The organism is Variovorax paradoxus B4, from assembly GCF_000463015.1.
GTDB lineage: Bacteria > Pseudomonadota > Gammaproteobacteria > Burkholderiales > Burkholderiaceae_C > Variovorax > Variovorax paradoxus_E.
Genome location: NC_022247.1, coordinates 3,519,359 through 3,539,340, shown reverse-complemented (window position 1 = coordinate 3,539,340; position 19,982 = coordinate 3,519,359). Strand labels below are relative to the sequence as shown.

Annotated in this window: 25 protein-coding genes; 12 read left to right on the top strand and 13 right to left on the bottom strand. The window is 68.8% G+C overall.

Features of this window, described 5'->3' with window-relative positions; translation table 11 throughout:
* Positions 1–28 precede the first annotated feature (28 nt).
* Positions 29–604, bottom strand: a complete 576-nt coding sequence (locus tag VAPA_RS16510; protein ID WP_021007905.1) for a DNA-3-methyladenine glycosylase I — start codon at positions 602–604, stop codon at positions 29–31.
* A gap of 101 nt (positions 605–705) precedes the next feature.
* On the opposite strand from VAPA_RS16510, the gene VAPA_RS16505 reads away from it, so the two are divergent.
* From VAPA_RS16505 to VAPA_RS16475, 7 genes are all read left to right on the top strand, one after another.
* Positions 706–1,146, top strand: coding sequence for an NUDIX hydrolase (locus tag VAPA_RS16505; RefSeq protein WP_230558882.1), 441 nt, complete (start codon positions 706–708; stop codon positions 1,144–1,146).
* The gene (locus tag VAPA_RS16500) at positions 1,143–1,370 is read left to right on the top strand and encodes a DUF7661 family protein (protein ID WP_021007903.1); all 228 of its coding nucleotides are present in this window, start codon (positions 1,143–1,145) and stop codon (positions 1,368–1,370) included. Before VAPA_RS16505 ends, VAPA_RS16500 begins: the two co-directional genes overlap by 4 nt.
* Positions 1,367–1,900, top strand: coding sequence for a DUF2867 domain-containing protein (locus tag VAPA_RS16495; RefSeq protein ID WP_021007902.1), 534 nt, complete (start codon positions 1,367–1,369; stop codon positions 1,898–1,900). The genes VAPA_RS16500 and VAPA_RS16495 overlap by 4 nt, the downstream gene beginning before the upstream one ends.
* Before the next feature lie 121 nt (positions 1,901–2,021).
* Positions 2,022–2,714, top strand: coding sequence for a DUF3348 domain-containing protein (locus tag VAPA_RS16490; RefSeq protein WP_021007901.1), 693 nt, complete (start codon positions 2,022–2,024; stop codon positions 2,712–2,714).
* The gene (locus VAPA_RS16485) at positions 2,707–4,797 is read left to right on the top strand and encodes a DUF802 domain-containing protein (RefSeq protein ID WP_021007900.1); all 2,091 of its coding nucleotides are present in this window, start codon (positions 2,707–2,709) and stop codon (positions 4,795–4,797) included. The genes VAPA_RS16490 and VAPA_RS16485 overlap by 8 nt, the downstream gene beginning before the upstream one ends.
* On the top strand, positions 4,797–5,453 hold the full coding sequence (locus VAPA_RS16480; RefSeq protein WP_021007899.1) for an OmpA family protein: 657 nt from the start codon (positions 4,797–4,799) through the stop codon (positions 5,451–5,453). Before VAPA_RS16485 ends, VAPA_RS16480 begins: the two co-directional genes overlap by 1 nt.
* Before the next feature lie 10 nt (positions 5,454–5,463).
* Positions 5,464–6,105, top strand: coding sequence for a DUF2894 domain-containing protein (locus VAPA_RS16475; RefSeq protein WP_021007898.1), 642 nt, complete (start codon positions 5,464–5,466; stop codon positions 6,103–6,105).
* Positions 6,106–6,138: 33 nt separating this feature from the next.
* Here the strand turns inward: VAPA_RS16475 and VAPA_RS16470 are convergent, their stop codons facing one another.
* The 7 genes from VAPA_RS16470 to VAPA_RS16440 all read right to left on the bottom strand — a co-directional run bounded on the left by VAPA_RS16470 (position 6,139) and on the right by VAPA_RS16440 (position 10,392).
* The gene (locus VAPA_RS16470; protein ID WP_021007897.1) at positions 6,139–6,450 is read right to left on the bottom strand and encodes a chaperone modulator CbpM; all 312 of its coding nucleotides are present in this window, start codon (positions 6,448–6,450) and stop codon (positions 6,139–6,141) included.
* A gap of 2 nt (positions 6,451–6,452) precedes the next feature.
* Positions 6,453–7,415 carry a DnaJ C-terminal domain-containing protein gene (locus tag VAPA_RS16465; protein WP_021007896.1) on the bottom strand — a complete coding sequence of 321 codons (963 nt, stop codon included), beginning with the start codon at positions 7,413–7,415 and terminating at the stop codon, positions 6,453–6,455.
* Positions 7,416–7,460: 45 nt separating this feature from the next.
* Positions 7,461–8,102 (bottom strand): histidine phosphatase family protein, encoded by a 642-nt coding sequence (locus VAPA_RS16460; protein ID WP_021007895.1) that lies wholly within the window; start codon positions 8,100–8,102, stop codon positions 7,461–7,463.
* Between the two features lie 10 nt (positions 8,103–8,112).
* Positions 8,113–8,691 (bottom strand): glutathione S-transferase family protein, encoded by a 579-nt coding sequence (locus VAPA_RS16455; RefSeq protein ID WP_021007894.1) that lies wholly within the window; start codon positions 8,689–8,691, stop codon positions 8,113–8,115.
* A gap of 29 nt (positions 8,692–8,720) precedes the next feature.
* Positions 8,721–9,362 (bottom strand): CDP-alcohol phosphatidyltransferase family protein, encoded by a 642-nt coding sequence (locus VAPA_RS16450; protein ID WP_021007893.1) that lies wholly within the window; start codon positions 9,360–9,362, stop codon positions 8,721–8,723.
* 122 nt (positions 9,363–9,484) lie between these two features.
* The gene (locus VAPA_RS16445) at positions 9,485–10,021 is read right to left on the bottom strand and encodes an SRPBCC family protein (RefSeq protein ID WP_021007892.1); all 537 of its coding nucleotides are present in this window, start codon (positions 10,019–10,021) and stop codon (positions 9,485–9,487) included.
* A 29-nt stretch (positions 10,022–10,050) separates the two neighbouring features.
* A complete protein-coding gene (locus VAPA_RS16440; protein ID WP_021007891.1) occupies positions 10,051–10,392 on the bottom strand; it encodes an ArsR/SmtB family transcription factor in 342 nt (113 codons plus the stop codon).
* Between the two features lie 166 nt (positions 10,393–10,558).
* Here VAPA_RS16440 and bla point away from each other — a divergent pair, with 166 nt between their 5' ends.
* Positions 10,559–11,458 (top strand): class A beta-lactamase, encoded by a 900-nt coding sequence (gene bla, locus VAPA_RS16435; RefSeq protein ID WP_021007890.1) that lies wholly within the window; start codon positions 10,559–10,561, stop codon positions 11,456–11,458.
* Between the two features lie 21 nt (positions 11,459–11,479).
* Here bla and VAPA_RS16430 read toward each other — a convergent pair whose 3' ends face one another.
* The 4 genes from VAPA_RS16430 to VAPA_RS16415 all read right to left on the bottom strand — a co-directional run bounded on the left by VAPA_RS16430 (position 11,480) and on the right by VAPA_RS16415 (position 14,964).
* Positions 11,480–12,781, bottom strand: a complete 1,302-nt coding sequence (locus tag VAPA_RS16430; protein ID WP_021007889.1) for a UDP-N-acetylglucosamine 1-carboxyvinyltransferase — start codon at positions 12,779–12,781, stop codon at positions 11,480–11,482.
* 28 nt (positions 12,782–12,809) lie between these two features.
* Entirely contained in the window at positions 12,810–13,247 is a 438-nt protein-coding gene (locus VAPA_RS16425) for a helix-turn-helix domain-containing protein (RefSeq protein WP_021007888.1), read from the bottom strand.
* A gap of 91 nt (positions 13,248–13,338) precedes the next feature.
* Positions 13,339–13,959 carry a PAQR family membrane homeostasis protein TrhA gene (gene trhA / locus VAPA_RS16420; RefSeq protein WP_021007887.1) on the bottom strand — a complete coding sequence of 207 codons (621 nt, stop codon included), beginning with the start codon at positions 13,957–13,959 and terminating at the stop codon, positions 13,339–13,341.
* A 93-nt stretch (positions 13,960–14,052) separates the two neighbouring features.
* On the bottom strand, positions 14,053–14,964 hold the full coding sequence (locus VAPA_RS16415) for a LysR family transcriptional regulator (RefSeq protein WP_021007886.1): 912 nt from the start codon (positions 14,962–14,964) through the stop codon (positions 14,053–14,055).
* 143 nt (positions 14,965–15,107) lie between these two features.
* Between VAPA_RS16415 and VAPA_RS16410 the strand changes: the two genes are divergently transcribed.
* The 4 genes from VAPA_RS16410 to VAPA_RS16395 are packed head-to-tail and all read left to right on the top strand — an operon-like array spanning position 15,108 to position 19,482.
* Entirely contained in the window at positions 15,108–15,563 is a 456-nt protein-coding gene (locus VAPA_RS16410; protein WP_021007885.1) for a DoxX family protein, read from the top strand.
* Positions 15,564–15,588: 25 nt separating this feature from the next.
* Entirely contained in the window at positions 15,589–16,251 is a 663-nt protein-coding gene (locus VAPA_RS16405; protein WP_021007884.1) for a (2Fe-2S)-binding protein, read from the top strand.
* The gene (locus tag VAPA_RS16400) at positions 16,244–17,239 is read left to right on the top strand and encodes an FAD binding domain-containing protein (RefSeq protein WP_021007883.1); all 996 of its coding nucleotides are present in this window, start codon (positions 16,244–16,246) and stop codon (positions 17,237–17,239) included. Before VAPA_RS16405 ends, VAPA_RS16400 begins: the two co-directional genes overlap by 8 nt.
* A gap of 2 nt (positions 17,240–17,241) precedes the next feature.
* On the top strand, positions 17,242–19,482 hold the full coding sequence (locus tag VAPA_RS16395) for a xanthine dehydrogenase family protein molybdopterin-binding subunit (RefSeq protein ID WP_021007882.1): 2,241 nt from the start codon (positions 17,242–17,244) through the stop codon (positions 19,480–19,482).
* 9 nt (positions 19,483–19,491) lie between these two features.
* Here the strand turns inward: VAPA_RS16395 and VAPA_RS16390 are convergent, their stop codons facing one another.
* A complete protein-coding gene (locus VAPA_RS16390; protein ID WP_021007881.1) occupies positions 19,492–19,851 on the bottom strand; it encodes a hypothetical protein in 360 nt (119 codons plus the stop codon).
* Between the last annotated feature and the right edge of the window lie 131 nt (positions 19,852–19,982).

Sequence of the window (19,982 nt, the reverse complement as noted above, 5' to 3'; positions counted from 1 at the left end):
CAAGGGGGCCATCCGGTTTTTTGCGTTTTCAGCGCTGCTGCGGCGCGGCGTGGTGGCAGAAGCAGTCGGGCGCGTGGTCGTCCACGATGCCGGTGGCCTGCATCCACGCGTACACGATCACCGGTCCCACGAACTTGAAGCCGCGCTTCTTCAGGGCTGCCGACATCTCTTCCGAAAGCGGCGTCTTCGCCGGCACCGTGCCCGTCCTGTTGACGATGGGCTTGCCGCCGGCCATGCCCCAGACGAACGCCGAAAAATCTTCGCCCGCGGCCTGCATCGCAAGGTAGGCACGGGCGTTGCCGATGGTGGCCTCGATCTTGGCGCGCGAGCGCACGATGCCCGCGTCCAGCATCAGCCGATCGACATCCGCTGCGGTGAACCGCGCCACTTTTTCGGGCACGAAGCCCTGGAATGACGCGCGGAACGCATCGCGCTTGCGCAGGATCGTGAGCCACGAAAGGCCGGCCTGAAAGCCGTCGAGCATGAGCTTTTCCCACAGCGCGCGGCTGTCGCGCTCGGGCACGCCCCATTCGGCGTCGTGGTAGGAGGCCAGCAGCGGATCGCTCCGGGCCCAGGTGCAGCGGGGCTTTGTCTCGGGGGTCATCTGGTTGCGGGGTTTCGTTCTTCGGCAAGGGTGGTTCGGACTTTAACCACTGATACTCGAGTCTCATGATCTCAGTCCATCTTCACGGCCAGCGCTTTCAGGTGCGGGCCGCCGCGGTCATCCTTCATGCGGGCTGCGCGCTCCTTCACCGGGCGCCGGGCGACGAATACTGGGCCTTGCCGGGTGGCAGGGTCGAGGTCGGCGAAGAGGCCTCGGCCACCATCGTGCGGGAGATGAAGGAAGAGCTTGGCGAAGAAGTCGAATGCGGCCGGCTCCTTCATGTGGCGGAGAACTTCTTCGATCTCGCTGGCCGGCGCAACCACGAGATCGGGTTCTATTTTCTCGTCTCGCTGCCCGAGGATTCTCCCCATCTCGACAAGGCGCGGAGCTACCGGGGCATCGAAAGCCACCTGGAGCTGGAATTTCGCTGGTTCCCGATCGCGGAGCTGGCGGCCGTCAACCTGCGGCCGACCTTTCTTCCGGACTCGCTCGCGGCCGATCCGCTGGTCTTCTCGCACGCGGTCCAGCGTGAATACCCATGAGCGGCGAGCGCTACCTGTTCAATGTGTTCGGCCGGATCGTGGCCATCGAAAGGGTCGAAGACTGCTGGACCAGCTACTTGAAGGGGGCGGATGGGAAGCGCTGCAAGATCCAGCTTGCGATTCCATCCGACCTCACCCGCGGCGAGCTTTCGCAGTATCTCTACGACATCTATCACGAGCAGGCGACGCCGACGAACGGCGATGTGTTCGAGATCTTCCAATGACAAACAACCATCGATGGCACCAATCCCGCCGCGAGGCGCTGCCCTCGGGCGCGCGCGTGGCCGGCCTCTATCGCGGCGCCTTTCTGGCCGACGCCTTCGCCATCGACCTGCCACAGGGCGCCACCCGCGACGTCCTGGCGCTTGCACGCTTCGCGTTCGAGCGTCCCGCCCCCTGGGTCAACGCGCTGTTGGCGCTGCGCGACCGGCTGGTCGGCGGCTTCGGCATCAAGACGGCCGGCGCGCTGCGTGCCGGCACTCCGGGCGGTGCGCCGCGCATCGGCATCTTCCGCATCTACGAAACGCATGCGGACGAGGTGGTGCTTGGCGAGGACGACCGGCACCTGGATTTCCGCGTCTCGGTGATGCGCTCCGTGGCGGGGGATTCGCTCACGGCCGTCACGGTGGTGCACTGCCACAACCTCTTCGGCCGCAACTACATCCGGCTGATCGCGCCGTTTCATCGGCTGGTGGTGCGCTCTGCGCTCGAACGCGCGGCGCGCTCGGGCTGGCCCGCGGAAGCGGGGGCCTGAACGGAACGCCTCGTTACCGATTGGAACGTTTGCTTGAAGTTTCTCTCCGGGCAGGGGCAGAGGAACGGAGAGGCCAGGAGGAGTTGCCAGTGTAGACTGCCAGGTTTTTCGTTCTGGCGGTATGGCGCAAGTTTCACAGCGCACAGTTTTCAACGGCTCGGCGCTTGTTCGCTTGCTCTCTCGACTGACCGACATCGACGTCCGCGAACCCCGGCAGGCCACCGCGGATCGATTGAGTCAATGGTTCGGCTGGACCGATGCGATCTCGCTGTCCGCGGCACTCGACGGTGCTGCGGCGGCTGCGCCGTCCCGCGCACGAGCGTCCGCGAGCGCCGAAGAGCGCGAATGCGTCCGTGCGCGAGCTGCGTTGGCAAAGGCCGTGGCCGAAGACGGCACTGTCGCGGCAGCCGTTGACTTCATGCCGTTTCGCCGCCGCCATCTCACGTTGCAACAGGCCATGGAAGCGGGCATCGGCCCGTTGCGTGGCCGTTTGCGGGCGCTGCTGGCGGCCAGGTCGCCAGCGATGGCCCGGCTTGCGGCCGTGGACGTGGTGATGGAGCAGGTGCTGGCTGCGCGCGAGCACAGCTTGCTCGGGGCCGTGCCCGCGCTGCTCGAAAAGCATTTCACGCGCCTGCGCCAGGCCAGCCTGGAGACGATGGGCGAACCCGACGGCGTGGCGGAGGCCGGCGAGTGGCTGCATGTGTTCCGCAAGGACATGAAGAACGTGCTGCTCGCCGAACTCGATTTCCGATTTCAACCGATCGAAGGGCTGCTCGAAGCCCTTCGCATGAGGCAACCAGAGTGCCATGAATAGATTTCTTCACTACGCTGTTTTTGTCGCAGGCCTGGCCGTCGTGTGCTGGGTCGGGGCTGGATACATCGGCTCGCACACCCTGGCGCTCGCCGTCACGATGCTGGTCGGCGCGTTCTACCTGATGGGAGCGCTGGAACTGCATCGCTTCCAGCAGGCAACCTCCACCTTGTCGCGTGCCGTGGCGGAACTCTCCGATCCGCCGGAGAGCCTGGGCGCCTGGCTCGACCGGCTGCATCCAACGCTGCGCAATGCGGTGCGCCTTCGCATCGAGGGCGAGCGCGTGGGCCTGCCGGGCCCGGCGCTCACGCCGTACCTGGCCGGCCTGCTGGTGCTGCTGGGCATGCTGGGCACCTTCCTCGGCATGGTGGTCACGCTGAACGGCACCGGCATGGCGCTGGAAAGCGCGACGGACCTGCCGGCCATCCGTGCCTCGCTGTCGGCGCCCGTGAAGGGCCTGGGGCTGGCATTCGGCACGTCGGTGGCCGGCGTGGCCGCCTCCGCGATGCTGGGGCTGGCCTCGGCGCTGTGCCGGCGAGAGCGGCTGCAGGCCGGGCAGATGCTCGACAGCAGGATCGCAACCACGCTGCGCGCCTACTCGCTTGCCCACCAGCGCGAGGCGTCGTTCCAACTGCTCGAGCAGCAGGCCCACCAGATGCCCCGGCTGGTCGACCAGCTGCAGGCCATGATGGCGGCGATGGAGCGGCAGAGCCAGACCCTGAACGAGCGCCTTGCCGCCGGCCAGGCGCAGTTCCACACCAAGGCCGAGGCCGTGTATGCCGGGCTGGCTTCCTCGGTCGACCAATCGCTGAAGCAGAGCCTGAGCGAAAGCGCGCGCATCGCCGGCGCGACGATCCAGCCGGTCGTCGAGGCCACCATGGCCGGCATCGCGCGCGAGACGGCCTCCCTGCACGACACCGTGGCGCGCACCGTGCAGCAGCAGCTCGATGGCCTCTCGAGCCGCTTCGAGGCTGCCACCGCCAGCGTGGCGGGCACCTGGCAGGCTGCGCTGGCCGAGCACCAGCGCACCTCCGAGGCGCTGTCGATCGATCTGCGCGCTTCGCATGACCGCTTTGCCGAAACCTTCGAGCAGCGCTCGGCGTCGCTGGTGGAGGGCGTCTCGGCCCGGCTGGAAAGCACGGCGGGCAGCGTGTCCGAAACCTGGGGCAGCGCGCTCGCGCAGCATCAGCGCGTCAGCGAGAAACTGTCGCAGGATGCGCAGCAGTCGCTCGCGGCGGCAGCGGCCGGCTTCGAACAGCACTCGGCATCGCTGCTGCGCACCGTGGAACAGGCGCATGCCGCGCTGCAGGCCGACATCGCAGCGCGCGACGATCAGCGGCTGTCGGCCTGGACGCAGGCACTGGCGACCGTGTCCGCGTCGCTGCAGCAGGAGTGGCAGCAGGCGGGCGCACACACGGCGAGCCAGCAGCAGCAGCTCTTCGAGGCGCTTGCGCAGACCGCCCGCGACATGTCCACCCAGGCCGAAGCACACGCGAAGAACACGGTCGGCGAGATCGCCCGACTGCTGCAGGCCGCATCGGAAGCGCCGCGGGTGGCGGCCGAAGTGGTGGCCGAACTGCGCCAGAAGCTCTCCGACAGCATGGCGCGCGACAACGCGATGCTGGAAGAACGCAGCCGCATCATGGAAACGCTGGGAACCCTGCTCGATGCCGTGAACCACGCCTCCACCGAGCAGCGCTCGGCGGTCGATGCGCTGGTGGGTGCATCGGCGGACGTGCTGGACCGCGTGGGCAGCCGCTTCACCGAAAAGGTCGACGAGGAAACCGGAAAGATGGCCGCGGTCGCCGCGCAGATCACCGGCAGTGCCGTCGAAGTGGCAAGCCTTGGCGAGGCCTTCGGCTTTGCCGTGCAGCTGTTCAGCGAATCGAACGACAAGCTGGTGGCGCACCTGCAGCGCGTCGAGGGCGCGCTGGGCAAATCCATCGCACGCAGCGACGAGCAGCTGGCCTATTACGTGGCGCAGGCGAGGGAGGTCATCGACCTGAGCATCATGTCGCAGAAGCAGATCGTCGAAGACCTGCAGCAGATCGCGAGCCGGCAGGCCGTCGTGGGCAGCGAGGCGTGATGCGGGACGATCTCGACGCCGGCCTGGAGCCGAGCGTGCCGGTGTGGGCGGTTTTCGGCGACCTGATGTCGGGGCTGGTCGGGGCCTTCGTGCTGATTCTCGTGGGCGCACTCGGCATGCAGCTGGACCTGGCGGCCAAGCTGCAGGCCGAAGTGCAGCAGCGCCAGGCCGAGACGCAGCGCCGCGAGGCGCTCGAACAAGCGCTGGCAGGGCCGCTCGCGGCAGGCCGGGTCACGCTGAACAACGGACGCATCGGCATCAGCGGCAGCGTGCTGTTTGCCTTCAACTCGGCCGACCTGCAGCTCGAAGGCCGGCAAGTGCTCAAGAGCCTGGCCGCGCCCGTGGCCGCCTACTTGCGGGCGCGCGACGAGGTGCTGATGGTGAGCGGCTTCACCGACGACCGGCAGATGCGGCAGTCGAAGGACGGCAACCGCCCGTTCGCCGACAACTGGGAGCTCTCGGCCCAGCGCGCATTGACCGTGACGCGGGCCTTGATCGAGGAGGGCGTTCCCTCGGCATCGGTGTTTGCCGCGGCCTTCGGTTCCGAGCAGGCCGTGGCATCCAATGCCGACGCCGAAGGGCGGGCGAAGAACCGGCGCGTCGAAATGGCGCCCACGCCGAGGCAGGCTGGTACCGGCACGAAGTCCCGTGAGTAGCAACAGCAACATGGACCCCGCCGCGGTGCTCGACGCATGGCGCGTGCGTGGCGAGCAGCGCAGGGATCCCGTGCGCTTTCGGTTCATCGAGGCGCTCGCCAGGCGGGCCAGTGCGCATGGGGGCGATGCGCGGCGCATCCTCGACGACAGGCTGGCCACGCTGCTTGCGGCGTATCGCGAGAATCTCGAAAAGGCCCAGTGCGCCGACAGTGCTTCGGCAGTTCCAGATGGCAGCGCGAAGCAGGCGGCCCGGCTTCCCCGCGGACCGCTCGCGGAACTCGTCGATCACATGGCCCGGCAGGCGCCGCTGCGGGGCGACGATCCGCCGGCCGATGACGCTGCACCCACCCCCGAGCTCAGGACGCTGCGCTACTTCAGGAGCACCTGGTCGCGGCTCAGCGCCGACCGGCGGCTGACGCAGTCGCTGGCCAAGGTGCCGGAGAATGCGGGCCCGCTCAACTCGCACCACCTGGTGCACCGGTCCCTCATGCTGATGCACGAGCTGTCGCCGGAATACCTCAACCGGTTCATGTCGTACGTCGATACCTTGCTGTGGGTCGATCAGCTGAACGCCGGCAACGGCCCGGCGGCGGCCGCGAATGCGCCGCGCGCCGAAGGCCAGAAGAAAACAGCGCGCGGCAAGCCGGGCTGATCTGCGGCTGCTTTCGCTCCTGCCTCGCAGCGGCTAGCGAAGCCCGTGCGCCCGGATCACCGCCTTGAGCCGCCGCACCTCATGCTGCAGATCGAGGATCAGCGCGGCGGCATCGAGGCCCACGCCAAAGTCGCGCTCCAGGCGGCGCGCCTCGAGCGCGTATTGCAGGTCGGTGCTCGAGAACCGCCAGTGCTCGGGCGGCGCCTCGGCCGCGGAGATCTGCACGATGCCCACCTCGACGAGCTGCACCACCCATTCGGTATCGGCACCGCAGGCATGGGCCAGCTCGCTGGCGGCGAGCGGCTGCGAAGCACTGATGGCTGTTGTCACGGAAACGGTCGCCATGCTCACACTCCCAGATGCTGGCGTGGGTTGAACGAAGCGGACGCCTGCGCCAGCTGCTCATAAGCCTTGCGCGCGGCCTCGTTGTCGGCCGGGGGCAGCGCGATCTCGAGCAGCAGGTACAGGTCGCCGGCCTGCTTGCCGGCCAGGCCGCGGCCCTTGAGCCGCAGCTTGAGGCCGCTGCGCGCGTTGCGCGGCACGGTCACCTCGACCACGCCGCCGGTGGGCACGGGCACCTTGACCTGCGCACCGAGCGCAGCCTCGGTCGGGGTGACGGGCAGCGTCATGTAGAGGTCGCGTTCCTCGATGCGGTAGAGCCTGTGCGGTGCGATGCGCACCTCCAGGTAGAGATCGCCCGCGGGTTCGCCGCCATGGCCGGGCATGCCCTGTCCGGCGAGCCGGATGAACTGCCCCGGATGAACGCCGGACGGGATCTTGACGCTGAGGGTGCGCGTCTTGAGCGTGGGCCGGCCCTGCGCGTCGAGCTCCTGCGCACGCAGCGTGATCTCGCGCTCGGCGCCATTGAGCGCGTCTTCGAGCGCGATCTCGATGGCCGCATGATGGTCTTCGCCGCGTGCGCGGTAGTTGCGCCTTGCCGCGCCGCGCCGCTCGGCCTCGCCGAACAGCGACGAAAAGAACTCGCTGAATTCGGCGTGATCGGCCGGGCCCTGGTTCGGCCCGCGGTGGAATTCGAAGCCGGCGTCCCAGCCCGGCGGCGGCTGGAAGTCGCCCTCGGGATGGCCGCCGCGCGCCACGCGGTCGGCCAGCGCGTCGTAGGCGGCGCGCTTTTCCTTGTCGCGCAGCACGTCGTTGGCTTCGTTGATGTCGCGCATGCGCTTCTCGGCGTCGGGCTCCTTGCTGACGTCGGGGTGGTACTTGCGCGCGAGCTTGCGGTAGGCCTTGCGCACCTCGTCGTCGGACGCTGTGCGGTCGATGCCCAGGGCGCTGTAGTAGTCCTTGAATTCCATGCTTGTCGGTGGTGTGAACGCCGAACAGTACGCCTCCTGGCCGGTTCAGGCCAGGCTTGAATCGCCGTCGGCATGCCGCAGCAGCGGCGTCACGGCCCATGTGGGGCCGCTGCGCGAAAAACGCAATGGCTGCGCATTGCCGAGCAGGCCCAGGTCGATGGGCAGGCCGATCAGCGCCGCCAGTGCGTAGAGCGTGCCCCCGTGGGCCACCACCAGCACCGGCGCGGGCTGCGCCAGCGCGGCGTCCAGCGCAAGCCGCTTGCGGGCCACGAACTGCGCCAGGGTTTCGCCGCCTTCGGGTTCGCAGGCCCAGTCGATCTCGGCCGAGGAGGTACCGATGAGCGCGCCGAAGTTGCGCTCGCGCAAGGCCGCCTGCGGCGTGGGCATGAGGCGAAGCACGGTGGCCACGGCATGCGCCGTGTCGTGCGCGCGGCGGGCGTCGCTGCAGACGATGGTGCGAATCGGCTCTCCCGCCAGCAGCTGGGCGGCGCGCGCGGCCTGCTGCAGGCCGAGCTCGCTCAGCGGCTCGTCCACGGCCTGGAAGATGCGCTGCGCATTGCGGCCGGTCTGGCCATGGCGCAGGAAGTAGAAATGGTCGCAAGCCGGTGCCAGCGGCTGCCCGGCGGCGATGCGGATCAGCTGGTCGAGGCCGGTGGCCGCGCCGTGGGGGAAGGGTGCCTGTGACATGGGGTGTGGTTCAGCCGAACTTCATGCCCTTGGGGCGGGCCTGCAGGCGGTCGATGTAGGCATCGATCTTGGGCCGGTTCGAGCGCCCGCCGAATGCGCGGTGCCAGATGAACATCGAGCCGATCATCACGTCGGCCGCGGTGAACTGCGCACCGAAGAGATACGGGCCATAGCCCAGTTCGCGTTCCACCGCATCCTTGGCCTGCTCGAAATGGGTCCAGCCGCGCGCGCTGTTGTTGCTGTGCAGCCCGAGCAGGCTGTCGCCCATCGAGGGTTCGAGCTGCGCCGTCGAATAGACCATCAGCGACAGGTAGCGGCCGCGGTCGGGCGAGCCCACGGACGGTGCCAGCCTGGCCTGCGGAAACTTCTCGGCCACGTACATGCAGATGGCCGCATTCTCGAAGACGCGGGTGCGGCCGTCGACCAGCGCCGGCAGCTTGCCGGCGGGATTGATCTTCAGGTAATCGGGTTTCTTGTGCGCCTTCTCCCGGATGAGGGTGGGCACGATTTCGTAGTCCACGCCGGCTTCGTCGAGCATCCATTTCGCGACCTGCGAGCGGCTCTGTGGATCGAAATACAGCTTCATCATTGAGGGGGCTCCTTTGAGTGGATGGACGGTCAGAACTTGGGAATGCGCAGCGTCTTGCTGATCATCAGCGTGCCCGAGAGCGCGAAGAGCAGGGTGAGCGGGTGCAGCTGCCAGGGGCCGAGCACCCAGGCGCCGCCCCACACCGCGTCGCCGATGCGACCCTGCCAGGCGGCCCAGGCCAGCACGCCCACCAGCACCACACTGGTCGGGATGGGGGTGCCTTCGAAGTACTTGACCTTGTCGGCGCCCGCGGAAAGCGCCTCGGCCGTGACGTTGTAGCGCGCAAGCCGGCTCACGCCGCAGCCGACGAAATAGATCAGCAGCACGCAGTCCCAGCCGCCGTCCAGGCCCGCGGCAAAGGCGAGCGCGGCCGGCGCCACGCCAAAGGAGATCACATCGGCCAGCGAGTCGAGCTCGCGCCCCAGCGCGGAATGCGTTTGCCGCCAGCGAGCGATGCGGCCGTCGAACACGTCGAACACGAAGGCCGCGGGCGCGAGCGCGGCGGCCCAGAGGAACTGCGCCAGCGACTGGCTCGCCATGAAGGCCATCGAAAGGAACACCGCGCCCACCCCGCACGCCGCGTTGCCGAGCGTGAATACGTCGGCCAGGTGAAAGCCGCGGATCATCGAGAAATGCTTGCGTACCGGTACGGGGGAAGGGGTGGTGGCCATGGGGTGCTTCGGAGTCGGCGAATGCTCCGCACCTTAACGCAAGCGCGGGCGCTTGCCTGTAGTCGCCATCCGACTCCGGAGCGGGCCGGCCGCGCCGAATGGGGCGGCGCCGCCTCGCCCGCTCAAGCCGCAAGCCGCTCGTCGTAAGCCTTCTCTAGCGCCGCGTGGTTGGTCCAGAACCCCCGCGGCTTGCGGCCGTGCAGTACGTCGTCGAGCACGTCGAGGTGGGCGTGCCAGCCGCTGGAGACGCCGAGCGTTTCCTTGCGATCGGGCAGGCGCCGGTGCGTGAGCACGAGGTGTGTGGTGTCGCCCTCTCGCGTGAACTCGAAGCTGACCTCCGAGGCGGCGGCGCTTTCGCTGCCCCAGCTGATGGTCAGGCGCTTCAGCGGTTCGAACTCGACGACCCGCGATTTCTGGAGGATGGGGCTGCGGCAGGCGCTGAAGCGCTCGGGGGCCACTTCGCCGGAAAGCCGGGTGTGGTCGAAGCGAAGCTCGAACACGCTGCCGGGCTCCTCGGCCATGGTGCCGCCGGCCAGCCAGGCGGCGCGCTTGTCGGGGTCGACGAAATAGGCCCACACGCGCTCGACGGGGGCGGGCAGGGTGCGCTCCATGCGCAGGGTACCGGGCTCGATCAGGGTTCCGAGGCTGTTCTTGGCCATGGTTTGCTCCTTGAAAAAAAATGGGGACTTCACTTGCCGCGGGATGCTTCGCGCCGCAGTTCCTTCTCCAGCGCGTCCAGATGGTTGTTCCAGAAGCCTTCGTAGTGGCGCAGCCATGCGTTGGCCGATGCGAGCACCGCCGGCTCCAGCCGACAGACGTGCGCGCGGCCCTGCACCGTGCGGGAGACCAGCCCGGCGCGCTCCAGCGCCTTGACGTGCTTGGATGCGCCCGCGAACGACATGCGAAACGGCGCGCCGAGCTCGCCCACGCTGCATTCGCCCTGGGCCAGCAGCTGCAGCATCGTGCGGCGCGTGCTGTCGGCCAGGGCATGGAACACGGCGTCGAGCCGCTCGTCGTCTAGTTCAACCATGAGGTTGAATATAGTCCTGCCTCAAGAATCATTCAACCGATTAGTTGAATGATTTTTCCGGTTACACCCGATACAGGCGAGACGCGGCTGCGCCACCTGGCGCTGGAGCCTGCGCGATGGCGCTCCTACGATGGCCTTCGTTCCATCCACTCGCAGACAAAAAGACATGAAATCATCCGCCAACCGCCGCACCTTCCTGCTCGCCGCCTCCGCCTTGCCTTTGGCCAGCGCCTGTACCGCATGGTCCGCCAAGGGGCCGCGGGACACCGCGTTTTCGAGTGCCGAAGCGCAGCTCGCGGCCCTCGAACGCTCAGTGGGCGGGCGGCTCGGCCTGGTGGCCTTCGACACCGCCACCGGCGCGCGCGTGCAGCACCGCGCCACCGAGCGCTTCCCGATGTGCAGCACCTTCAAGATGATGGCGTCCGCCGCCATCCTCGCGCGCAGCACCCGCGAGCCCGGCCTGCTGGAGCGGCGCGTGAGCTACGGCAGGAGCGACATTCTTTCCAACTCGCCCATCACCGAAAAGCACCTGGGGCAGGGCATGACGGTCTCCGCGCTGTGCGCAGCCACCATCCAGTACAGCGACAACGCCGCGGCCAACCTGCTGATGAAGATTCTCGGCGGCCCGTCCGCGGTGACTGCATTCGCGCGCTCCATCGGTGACCCGGTCTTCAGGCTCGATCGCTGGGAGACCGAGCTCAACAGTGCCATTCCGGGCGATCCGCGCGACACCACTTCGCCCGAGGCCATGGCCGCGAGCCTGCAGCGTCTGGTGCTCGGCGACGGGCTCGGCGCGGCGCAGCGCAGCCAGCTCGAGGCCTGGCTGCTGGGCAACACCACCGGCGCCACGCGCATTCGCGCGGGCGTGCCGGCCGACTGGAAGGTGGGCGACAAGACCGGCGCCGGCTCCTACGGCACCGTGAACGACATCGCCGTGCTGTGGCCGCCGGCCGGCGCCCCGCTGGTGATGGCGGTCTACCTGACCTTTCCCACGCCCGATGCGGCGGGCCGCAACGACGTCATTGCGTCGGCGGCGCGCATCGCGGCGGATGCGCTGCGGGGCTGAACCGCTCCGCGCTCGCCTGGCTCACTCCTCGCTCGTCCACTCCACCTGCGCGCCCAGGCTGCGCAGGTTCTCGGCGAAGCGCGGGTGGGCCCGGCGGATCGGCGCGGCGTTGCGGATTTCGGAGCGGCCTTCGATGCTTGCCGCCACCATGAAGAGCGCGATCGCCACGCGGATGATGTAGGGGCTCTCGACCACGGCCGGCGTCAGCGGGCTGCCGCCGAAGCTGATGAGCCGGTGCGGGTCCGAGGAGAAGACGTGGGCGCCGAACTTCGACAGCTCGCCGGTCCATCCCAGCGCGCCGTCGTACACCTTGTTCCAGAACATCGCATTGCCCTGGGCGCGCACGCCAAGCGCAATGAAGATCGGAAGCAGGTCGACCGGAAAGTACGGCCACGGCGCCGCTTCCACCTTTGTGAGCACGTTGCTGGTGAAAGGGGTCTGCACCTTGAGCGGGCCGGTGCTGCTGGCGCGCGACCAGCCGTCTGCGTGCGTGACCGTCACCCCGAACTTGTCGAAGGTGCGGTCGATCAGCGGAAAGTTCTCGGGCGCGCTGTTGCGCACGACCACGTCGCCGCCCGTGATGGCGCCCAGCGCAAGGAAGGTGGTGATCTCGTGGAAGTCCTCGTCGAAGCGGAACTCCCCGCCACCCAGCGCGCTGCCGCCGTGCACCGTGAGCCGCGAGGTGCCGATGCCCTCGATGCGCACGCCGAGCATCGCCATGAAGCGGCAGAACTCCTGCACGTGCGGCTCGGAGGCGGCATTGGTGAGCGTGGAGCTGCCATTGGCCGCCGCCGCGCACAGCACGAAGTTCTCGGTGGTCGTGACGGAGGCGTAGTCGAGCCAATGCTGCGCGGGCGTCAGCGGCCCGGCGCAGCGCACGAGCAGCGAGCCGCTGGCACGCTCCACCTTGCCGCCGAAGCGCCGGAACACATCGACGTGCGGATCGATCTCGCGCACGCCCAGCGTGCAGCCCTTGACGTTGTCTTCGAGCCGCGCAATGCCGAAGCGCGCGAGCAGCGGCGGCACCAGCATGATCGACGAGCGCATCTCCTCGGGCAGCCGGTCGCGCGCGGCATCGAACACCGTGTCGCGGTGATGCAGCTCCAGCGTGCCGGTGGCGTGGTCCATGCGCGCCTCGCTGCCCAGGCTGCGGAAGATGTCGAGGATCTTGCGCACGTCGGTGATGTCGGGCACGCCATGCAGGCGCAGCGGCTCCCGCGTGAGCAGCGTGGCGCACAGCACGGGCAGCACGGCATTCTTGTTGGCGGAAGGAGTGATGCGGCCACGAAGCGGCGTACCGCCGTGCACGATGAGACTGGACATGAAGCGATGCGGGGCAGGAGGCTCTGATTTATCCGTTCAACTGCTCGGCCACTTCGCGCCGGCCCAGGCCTCGCACGGCGGCCAGGCCTTCGAGCTGGGCCTTGCGCGGCCTTGCCTTGCCTTGCTCCCATTTGTAGATGGTCTGGCCGGTAACGCCCACCAGCTTGCCGTAGGCGGCCGCCGAGAGGCCGAGCTTGCCGCGGTGCGCGGCCAGCCGGGTTGCGCTGAACCGCCGGTGCGGGCCCGACTCGGCGGCTTCGTCGGCATCGCCCGCGGGAGCGGCGCGCGCCACGGTCTTGGTGGCGCGGCGCAATTCCTTCTCCAGCTTTTCGACCTGCCGGCGCAATGCGGCGATCGAGGCGCGGTGGAGCGCGGAGGCTTTTCTGAGTGTTTCGATCTCCGTGCGAACTTCCTTGCGGGCGACACGGGAAATCTCGGATTTCAGGATGGAAGCGATATTTGGCATGGGGCGCATTGTGCACATCTCACGACGCGAAACCCCGCGAGAGGTGGTAACAGGCGCTTTACAGCGGGGGCTGCTCGACCGCGGCCGCGCATCACAGCACGAACCAGCCCACGGACACGAAGTGGCTCGCGGTCCCTGCAAGCACGAACAGGTGCCAGGTGCCGTGTGCATGCCGGAAGCCCCGCCGGTTGCGATAGAACACCGTGCCCACGGTATAGAGCACGCCGCCGGCCAGCAGCCACGCAAGCCCGCCGCTGTCGAGCCGCGCGGCCAGCGGCACCGCGGCCAGCACGCCGAGCCAGCCCATGGCGATGTAGAGCGCCAGCGGCGGCTTCGAGGCCTCGCTGCTCGCCTGCAGCAGCTCGCGCCCGATGCCGAAGAAGGCCGCGCCCCACACTGCGGCCATCAGCAGCCAGCCCCAGAGCCCGTGCAGCGTGACCAGCGCGAACGGCGTGTAGGTGCCTGCGATCAGCAGGTAGATGGCGCAGTGGTCCACGCGCTCCCAGAAACGCTTCCGCCGCCCACGCGTACTGTGGAACAGCGTGGACGCCGCATACAGCACCACCGCCGAGAGAGAGAACACCAGCGCGCCGGCAATCCGCGCGGCGTCGCCGGTGGGCAGGGTCTTGGCAAGCAGCAGCGCGGTGGCCGCGAGTGCGAGCACCAGGCCCAGCAGATGGCTGTATCCGTTGAGCCGTTCGCCGGGGTACATCGCGTGGGGTGGGGGGCGGTCTGGGGGAGGGCGGCAAGGGCCTGCGGATGCTAGGTGCGCCACGTGACTGCGCGGTGACCACCTCGCCGGTGCCTACGCGGCCGCACTGCCGAAGCGCTCCGCATAGAGCTGCGCGATCCAGTCGATGAACACCCGCACGCGCGGCGAGAGCTGGCGGTGGTGCGGGTACAGCACCGAATAGACCATCGGCGGGCAGGGCGTGTGCGGCAGGATCTCGACCAGCGAGCCCTCGCGCAACTGGCTCTCCACGCTGAAGCGCGGCACCTGGATGATGCCGCAGCCCTGTTCGGCGCAGCTCTTGTAGATATCGGCGTTGTTGACGCTGATCCAGTCCTTCAGCATGCAGGTCTCGAGCTTGCCGTCCACCATGAACTCGTACGGGAACACCTCGGGCCGCGAGGCCGAGAAGAAATTGACCGCCAGGTGCCGGGCCAGGTCCGACGGCTGCGTGGGCGTGCCGTACGCGGCCAGGTAGCCCGGGCTCGCGCAGGTCACTTGCGGCAGCAGCGCCAGGCGGCGCGTGACCAGCGATGAATCCTTGGGCTCGCCCGCGCGCACCACACAGTCGACGCCTTCGCGCACCAGGTCCACCAGCCGGTCGCCGCTGCCCACGGCCAGCTCGATGTGCGGATAGCGCTCATGGAACTCCTGGATGCGCGGCAGCACGATCGCCTGGGCGGGCGCGCCGTGGATGTCGATGCGCAGGCGCCCGCGCGGGTTGACCGCCAGCTCCGCCAGCGAAGACTCGGCGTCCTCGAGCTCGCGCAGCAGATGGCGGCAGCGCTCGTAGAAGGCCTGGCCGTCGACGGTTGTGCGCACCTGGCGCGTCGTGCGCTCCAGCAGCCGCACATGCAGCCTGGCCTCCAGCTCCTTGATGGCGTGCGTGGCCGTGGCACGCGGAATGTCGAGCGCGGCCGCGGCCTGGGTGAAGCTGCCCAGATCGACGATGCGGGTGAACAGCTGCATGGCGTCGAAGCGGTCCATGGGTTCTTCTCGATTGTTGAGTCTCCTTGAATTGTATTGGCGAGATTTGCGCATTTATTCGCACGGGGAGAACAGAGAGACTTTCCCTTGCGCCTTCTTTTCGGCGCTTCCCCGCAACCCTTTCGCGACCCAGGAGCCTCCCCATGCAACTGATCTTTCCACGGCTGCGCAGCCTCTATGACCGGCTGGAGCCGCTGAGCCATGCGCTGCTGCGCATCGCGTTCGGCCTGATGCTCATGACCCACGGCATCCCCAAGCTGCTGGGCCGCAGCCACGGCAGCATGGCCGATCCCATGGCCGGTTCTGTCAACCTGATTGCCAACGTGCTGCAGCTGCCCGCCGCACCGCTGATCGGCTGGTTCATCGCGCTGCTCGAAGGCGTTGGCGGGCTGATGCTGGCACTGGGTTTCCTGACACGCATCGTCGCGCCGATGGTGGTGGTACAGATGCTGGTCATCAGCTACCTGCTGGCACCCACCTTCCCCTGGATCGACCGCGGCTACGAATACCCGCTGATGCTGGTCTTCGTCGCGCTGTGCATCGCGGCGCGCGGCAGCGGCCCTGTGTCGGTCGATGCGCGCCTCGGCCGCGAATTCTGAAGAAGCAAGAAAAAAGGAAAGCCCCATGAGCCACCCACCCCTGCAGAACGCAGCAGGCCCATTGCCTGCCCTCAACCGCCGCATGTTCATGATGACCACGGCGGCCGGTGCCGGCGCCGCGGCTTCGGCCTGCGCCAGTGCGGCCGCGGAAGCCGGCAGCGCGGCACCCAACCCCGGCACGGGCTCCCGGGAAACCCGCGTCACCATCAACGGCAGGCTCCACGAACTGAAGCTGGAGCCGCGCGCCTCGCTGCTCGATGTGCTGCGCGAGCAACTCGGCCTGACCGGCGCCAAGAAGGGCTGCGACCACGGCCAGTGCGGTGCCTGCACGGTGCACGTGGACGGCCGCCGCGTGGCCTCGTGCCTCACGCTGGCCGTGAAGACCGACGGCTGCGTCGTGACCACCATCGAGGGCATCGAGTCGGCCGACGGCACGCTGCATCCGATGCAGCAGGCCTTCGTCGACCATGACGCGCTGCAGTGCGGCTATTGCACGCCCGGCCAGATCATGGCGGCCATTGCCTGCGTGCGCGAAGGCCATGCCAGCAGCGACGCGCAGATCCGCGAATACATGAGCGGCAACATCTGCCGATGCGGCGCGTACACGGGCATCCTCGAAGCGATCCGCGAGGCCGCGCCGCATGTGCACCGCATGGACAGTCGCATGGAGGGCAGCCGCCATGCATGACTTCGCCTACCTGCGTCCGCGCAGCACCGGCGAAGCCGTGCAGCTGCTCGCACAGAACCAGCCCGGCGCGCGCTACTTCGCGGGCGGCACCACGCTGTTCGACCTGATGAAGCTCGGCGTGGAAGCACCGGCCACCGTGATCGACATCACCCGCATCGAAGGCCTGCGCGACGTCGACACCGCGAGCCGCGGCGAGCTGCGCATCGGCGCGCTTGCGGCCATGAGCGACGTGGCGGACAACGCCGTGGTGCAGCGCGAATTCCCGGCCCTGTCGGAATCGCTCTGGAAGGCCGCCTCGCAGCAGCTGCGCAACATGGCAACGGTGGGCGGCAACCTGCTGCAGCGCACGCGCTGCGCCTACTTTCGCGGCGGACCCGAATTCGCCTGCAACAAGCGCGTGCCCGGCAGCGGCTGCTCGGCGGTGGGCGGCCAGAACCGCGGCCATGCGGTGCTGGGCGGCAGCGAAGCCTGCGTGGCCGTCTATCCCGGCGACTGGGCCGTTGCATTGGTGGCCTTCGATGCGCTGGTCGACACCGTCAGCCCGCGCGGCGAGCGCACGCTGCCCGTGCGCGAACTGCACCGCGCACCGGGCGCCACGCCGCACCTGGAAACGGTGCTCGCGGCCGACGAGCTGATCGTGCGCATCCGCGTGCCGCGCGGGGCGATCGGGCGAGGCTCCACGTACCACAAGATCCGCGACCGCGAGTCCTACGCCTTCGCGCTCGCCTCGGCGGCTGTGGCCCTGGAGCTCAGGAGCAACCGCGTGGCCGATGCGCGCATTGCGCTCGGCGGCGTGGCAACGCATCCGTGGCGTGCGGCCGAGGCGGAGCGCAGCCTGGTCGGCCAGCCGTTCACGCGCGCGGCCGCGCGGCGCGCCGCCGAGCTTGCCTTCGAGGGCGCGAAGCCGCTCGGGCACAACGCATTCAAGGTGGCGCTCGGCATCGAGACGGTGACCGATGCGCTGATGCTGGCCAGGGAAAGGAGCTGAAGATGGCAACGAGCCTCAAGACAGTGATGACGAAGCGCACGCCTCGCGCGGGTGCCGAGCGCGTCGACGCGCGCGACAAGGTGCGTGGCGCCACGCGCTATGCGGCGGACGATGTGCGCGCCGGGCTGCTGCATGCCGCGCTGGTGCCGTCGCGTATTGCGCGCGGCACCGTCACCGGCATCGACACCGCGGCGGCGCAGCGCGTGCGCGGCGTTCGCACGGTGTTCACGCACGAGAACATCGGCAGCTTCGACACCGGCGGCTTCCTGATGGGCGGCGGCTTCGGCTTCCAGAGCTTCTATCCGCTGCGCTCGCCGCAGGTCGCCTACCGCGGCCAGACCGTGGCCATGGTGGTGGCCGACACGCCCGAGGCGGCGCGCGAGGCCGCGGCGCTGGTGGCCGTGACCTACGCCGCCATTCCTTTCGTGGCGACCATCGATGCACCCGACGCCCAGCCGCAGGCGCAATCGGCCCTGCTGCCGCAGCCCATGTTCGCCGACCGGCGCGCGGGCGATGCCGAAGCCGCGCTCCAGGGCGCGGCCTTCACGGTGGACGCGGCGTACGAGCTGCCGGTCCAGCACCAGAACCCGATGGAGATCATCGCGACCGTGGCCGAATGGAGCGCCGACGGCGTGCTCACCATCCACGAGCCAACCCAGAATGCCGAAAGCGTGCGCCACGGCCTGGCGAAGCAGCTCGGCATCGAGCCCGCCAAGGTGCGCGTGCTGTCACCCACGGTGGGCGGCGGTTTCGGCCAGAAGAATTCGCTGCAGTCGCACACGGCGCTGGTGGCGATTGCGGCGCGCACGCTGGGCCGGCCGGTCAAGCTCGTGCTGTCGCGCAGCCAGCTGTTCCACAACGCAAGCTTCAGGCCCGCAAGCCGCCATCGCGTGCGGCTGGGCGCCGACCGCGGCGGCAAGCTGGTTGCCGCCATCCACGAGATCGATCAGCAGACCTCGCGCCACGACCTGTTTCCATCGAGCGGCACCGAGATCACTTCGCGGCTCTACGGCATCGGCAATTTCCTCGGCCGCGAGCGGCTCGTGCGCACCGACGTGCAGACGCCCGGCTACATGCGCGCGCCGTTCGAGCATCCGGCCGCCTTCGCATTCGAAAGCGCGGTGGACGAGATGGCCTACGCGCTCGGCCGCGATCCGGTCGCGTTCCGGCTCGCGAACGACGCGGCCGTCGATCCGCTCAGCGGCAAGCCCTTTTCGTCGCGCCACCTGGCCGAGTGCCTTGCCAAGGGCAGCAGCGCCTTCGGCTGGGCGCGCCGCACGATGGCGCCGCGCTCGATGCGCGCGCCCGACGGCAGCTTCATCGGATGGGGCGTGGCGGCCGGTGCCTACAAGGCGGCCATTGCCCCGGCCATTGCCAAGGTGCGGCTCGATGCCAGCGGCACGGTGCGGGTGGCGGTCGGCGGCCACGAGATGGGGCAGGGCATCCGCACCGCCATTGCATTGACGGTGGCACGCGTGCTCGGCGCGCCGGTGGCCGCGGTGGAGATCCTGGTCGGCGACACCACCGCCGCGCCCCAGCACCTGACCGCCGGCTCCTGGGGCACGGCCACCGCGTTGCCGCCGGTGCAGGAAGCCGCGCAGCGGCTCATGGACGACCTGCGGCAGAACGCCGGTGCGCAAGCTGGTGCGAACGGCGCCACGGCCGTGGCGCTGCTGCGGGCTTCCGGCCGTCCCTTTGCCGAGGCCGAGAGCCGGATGCGCGCGCCGGGCCAGCCCGAGCAGGTCTTCGGCCGGCTCACCGGCGGCCTGCCCGCCGCGGCGGGGCCGGTGTATCCGGACTTCGTCGCCTTCAGCTTCATCGCGCACTTCGTCGAGGTGCGCATCGAACCCACCACGCGGCGCATCCGCGTGCCGCGCGTGCTCAGCGTGGCCGACTGCGGCACGGTGGCCAGCCTGCGCACCGCGCGCAGCCAGGTCGAAGGCGGCGTGGTGTGGGGCATTGGCGCCGCCTTGCGCGAGGCGAGCGAGGTGGATGCGCGCTACGGCGGCTTCCTCAATGCGGACCTGGCGGAGTACGTGCTGCCCGTGGCGGCGGACATCGGCCGCATCGATGTCGACTTTGTCGGCAAGCCCGACACGCGGCTCAATGCCATGGGCGTGAAAGGCCTGGGCGAAGTGGCCATGGTGGGCGTGGCGCCCGCCATCGTGAATGCGGTGTTCCATGCCACCGGCAAGCGCTTGCGCAGGCTGCCGCTGCGGCTGGAGGACCTGCTCGAAAGCTAGGCCCCGGGGCTACCTGCCGGTGCCGAACGAATTGACGTGCACCTCGACGATGTCCACGAACTCCGGCAACTCGAGCAGGAACTCGGGGTCGCGTGCCGGCGGCGCCACGCGCAGCGGATCGCCGCGCTGCGCGTGCATCGCATGCATGTGCTCGATCGATTGCCAGTAGGAGACGGTCCTGAATTCGGCGGTGCCGCCGTTCAGCTTGCGAAAGTACTGCACGCCCAGGCATTCCGGTTTCTTCGCGATCTCCTGGATGCCATGCTCGAAGCTGTAGCGCAGGTATTCGTCGGCCCGCGCAATGGGCGTGCGGCCTTGCCACACGCGTCCGATCAAGGGGGTGGCGAGCAGTTTGCATTCGACGGCCATGGATGCTCCTTTTTCGATGAAGACAAAAGGACGAACGGCACCCCGCGTGCCGTCGATGTCTTCGAAAAAAAGAGTGGTGCGCTCGGCAGCTCCGGCGCGTGGGAATCCGTCGCCTCCGCCTGCAAGCGAAG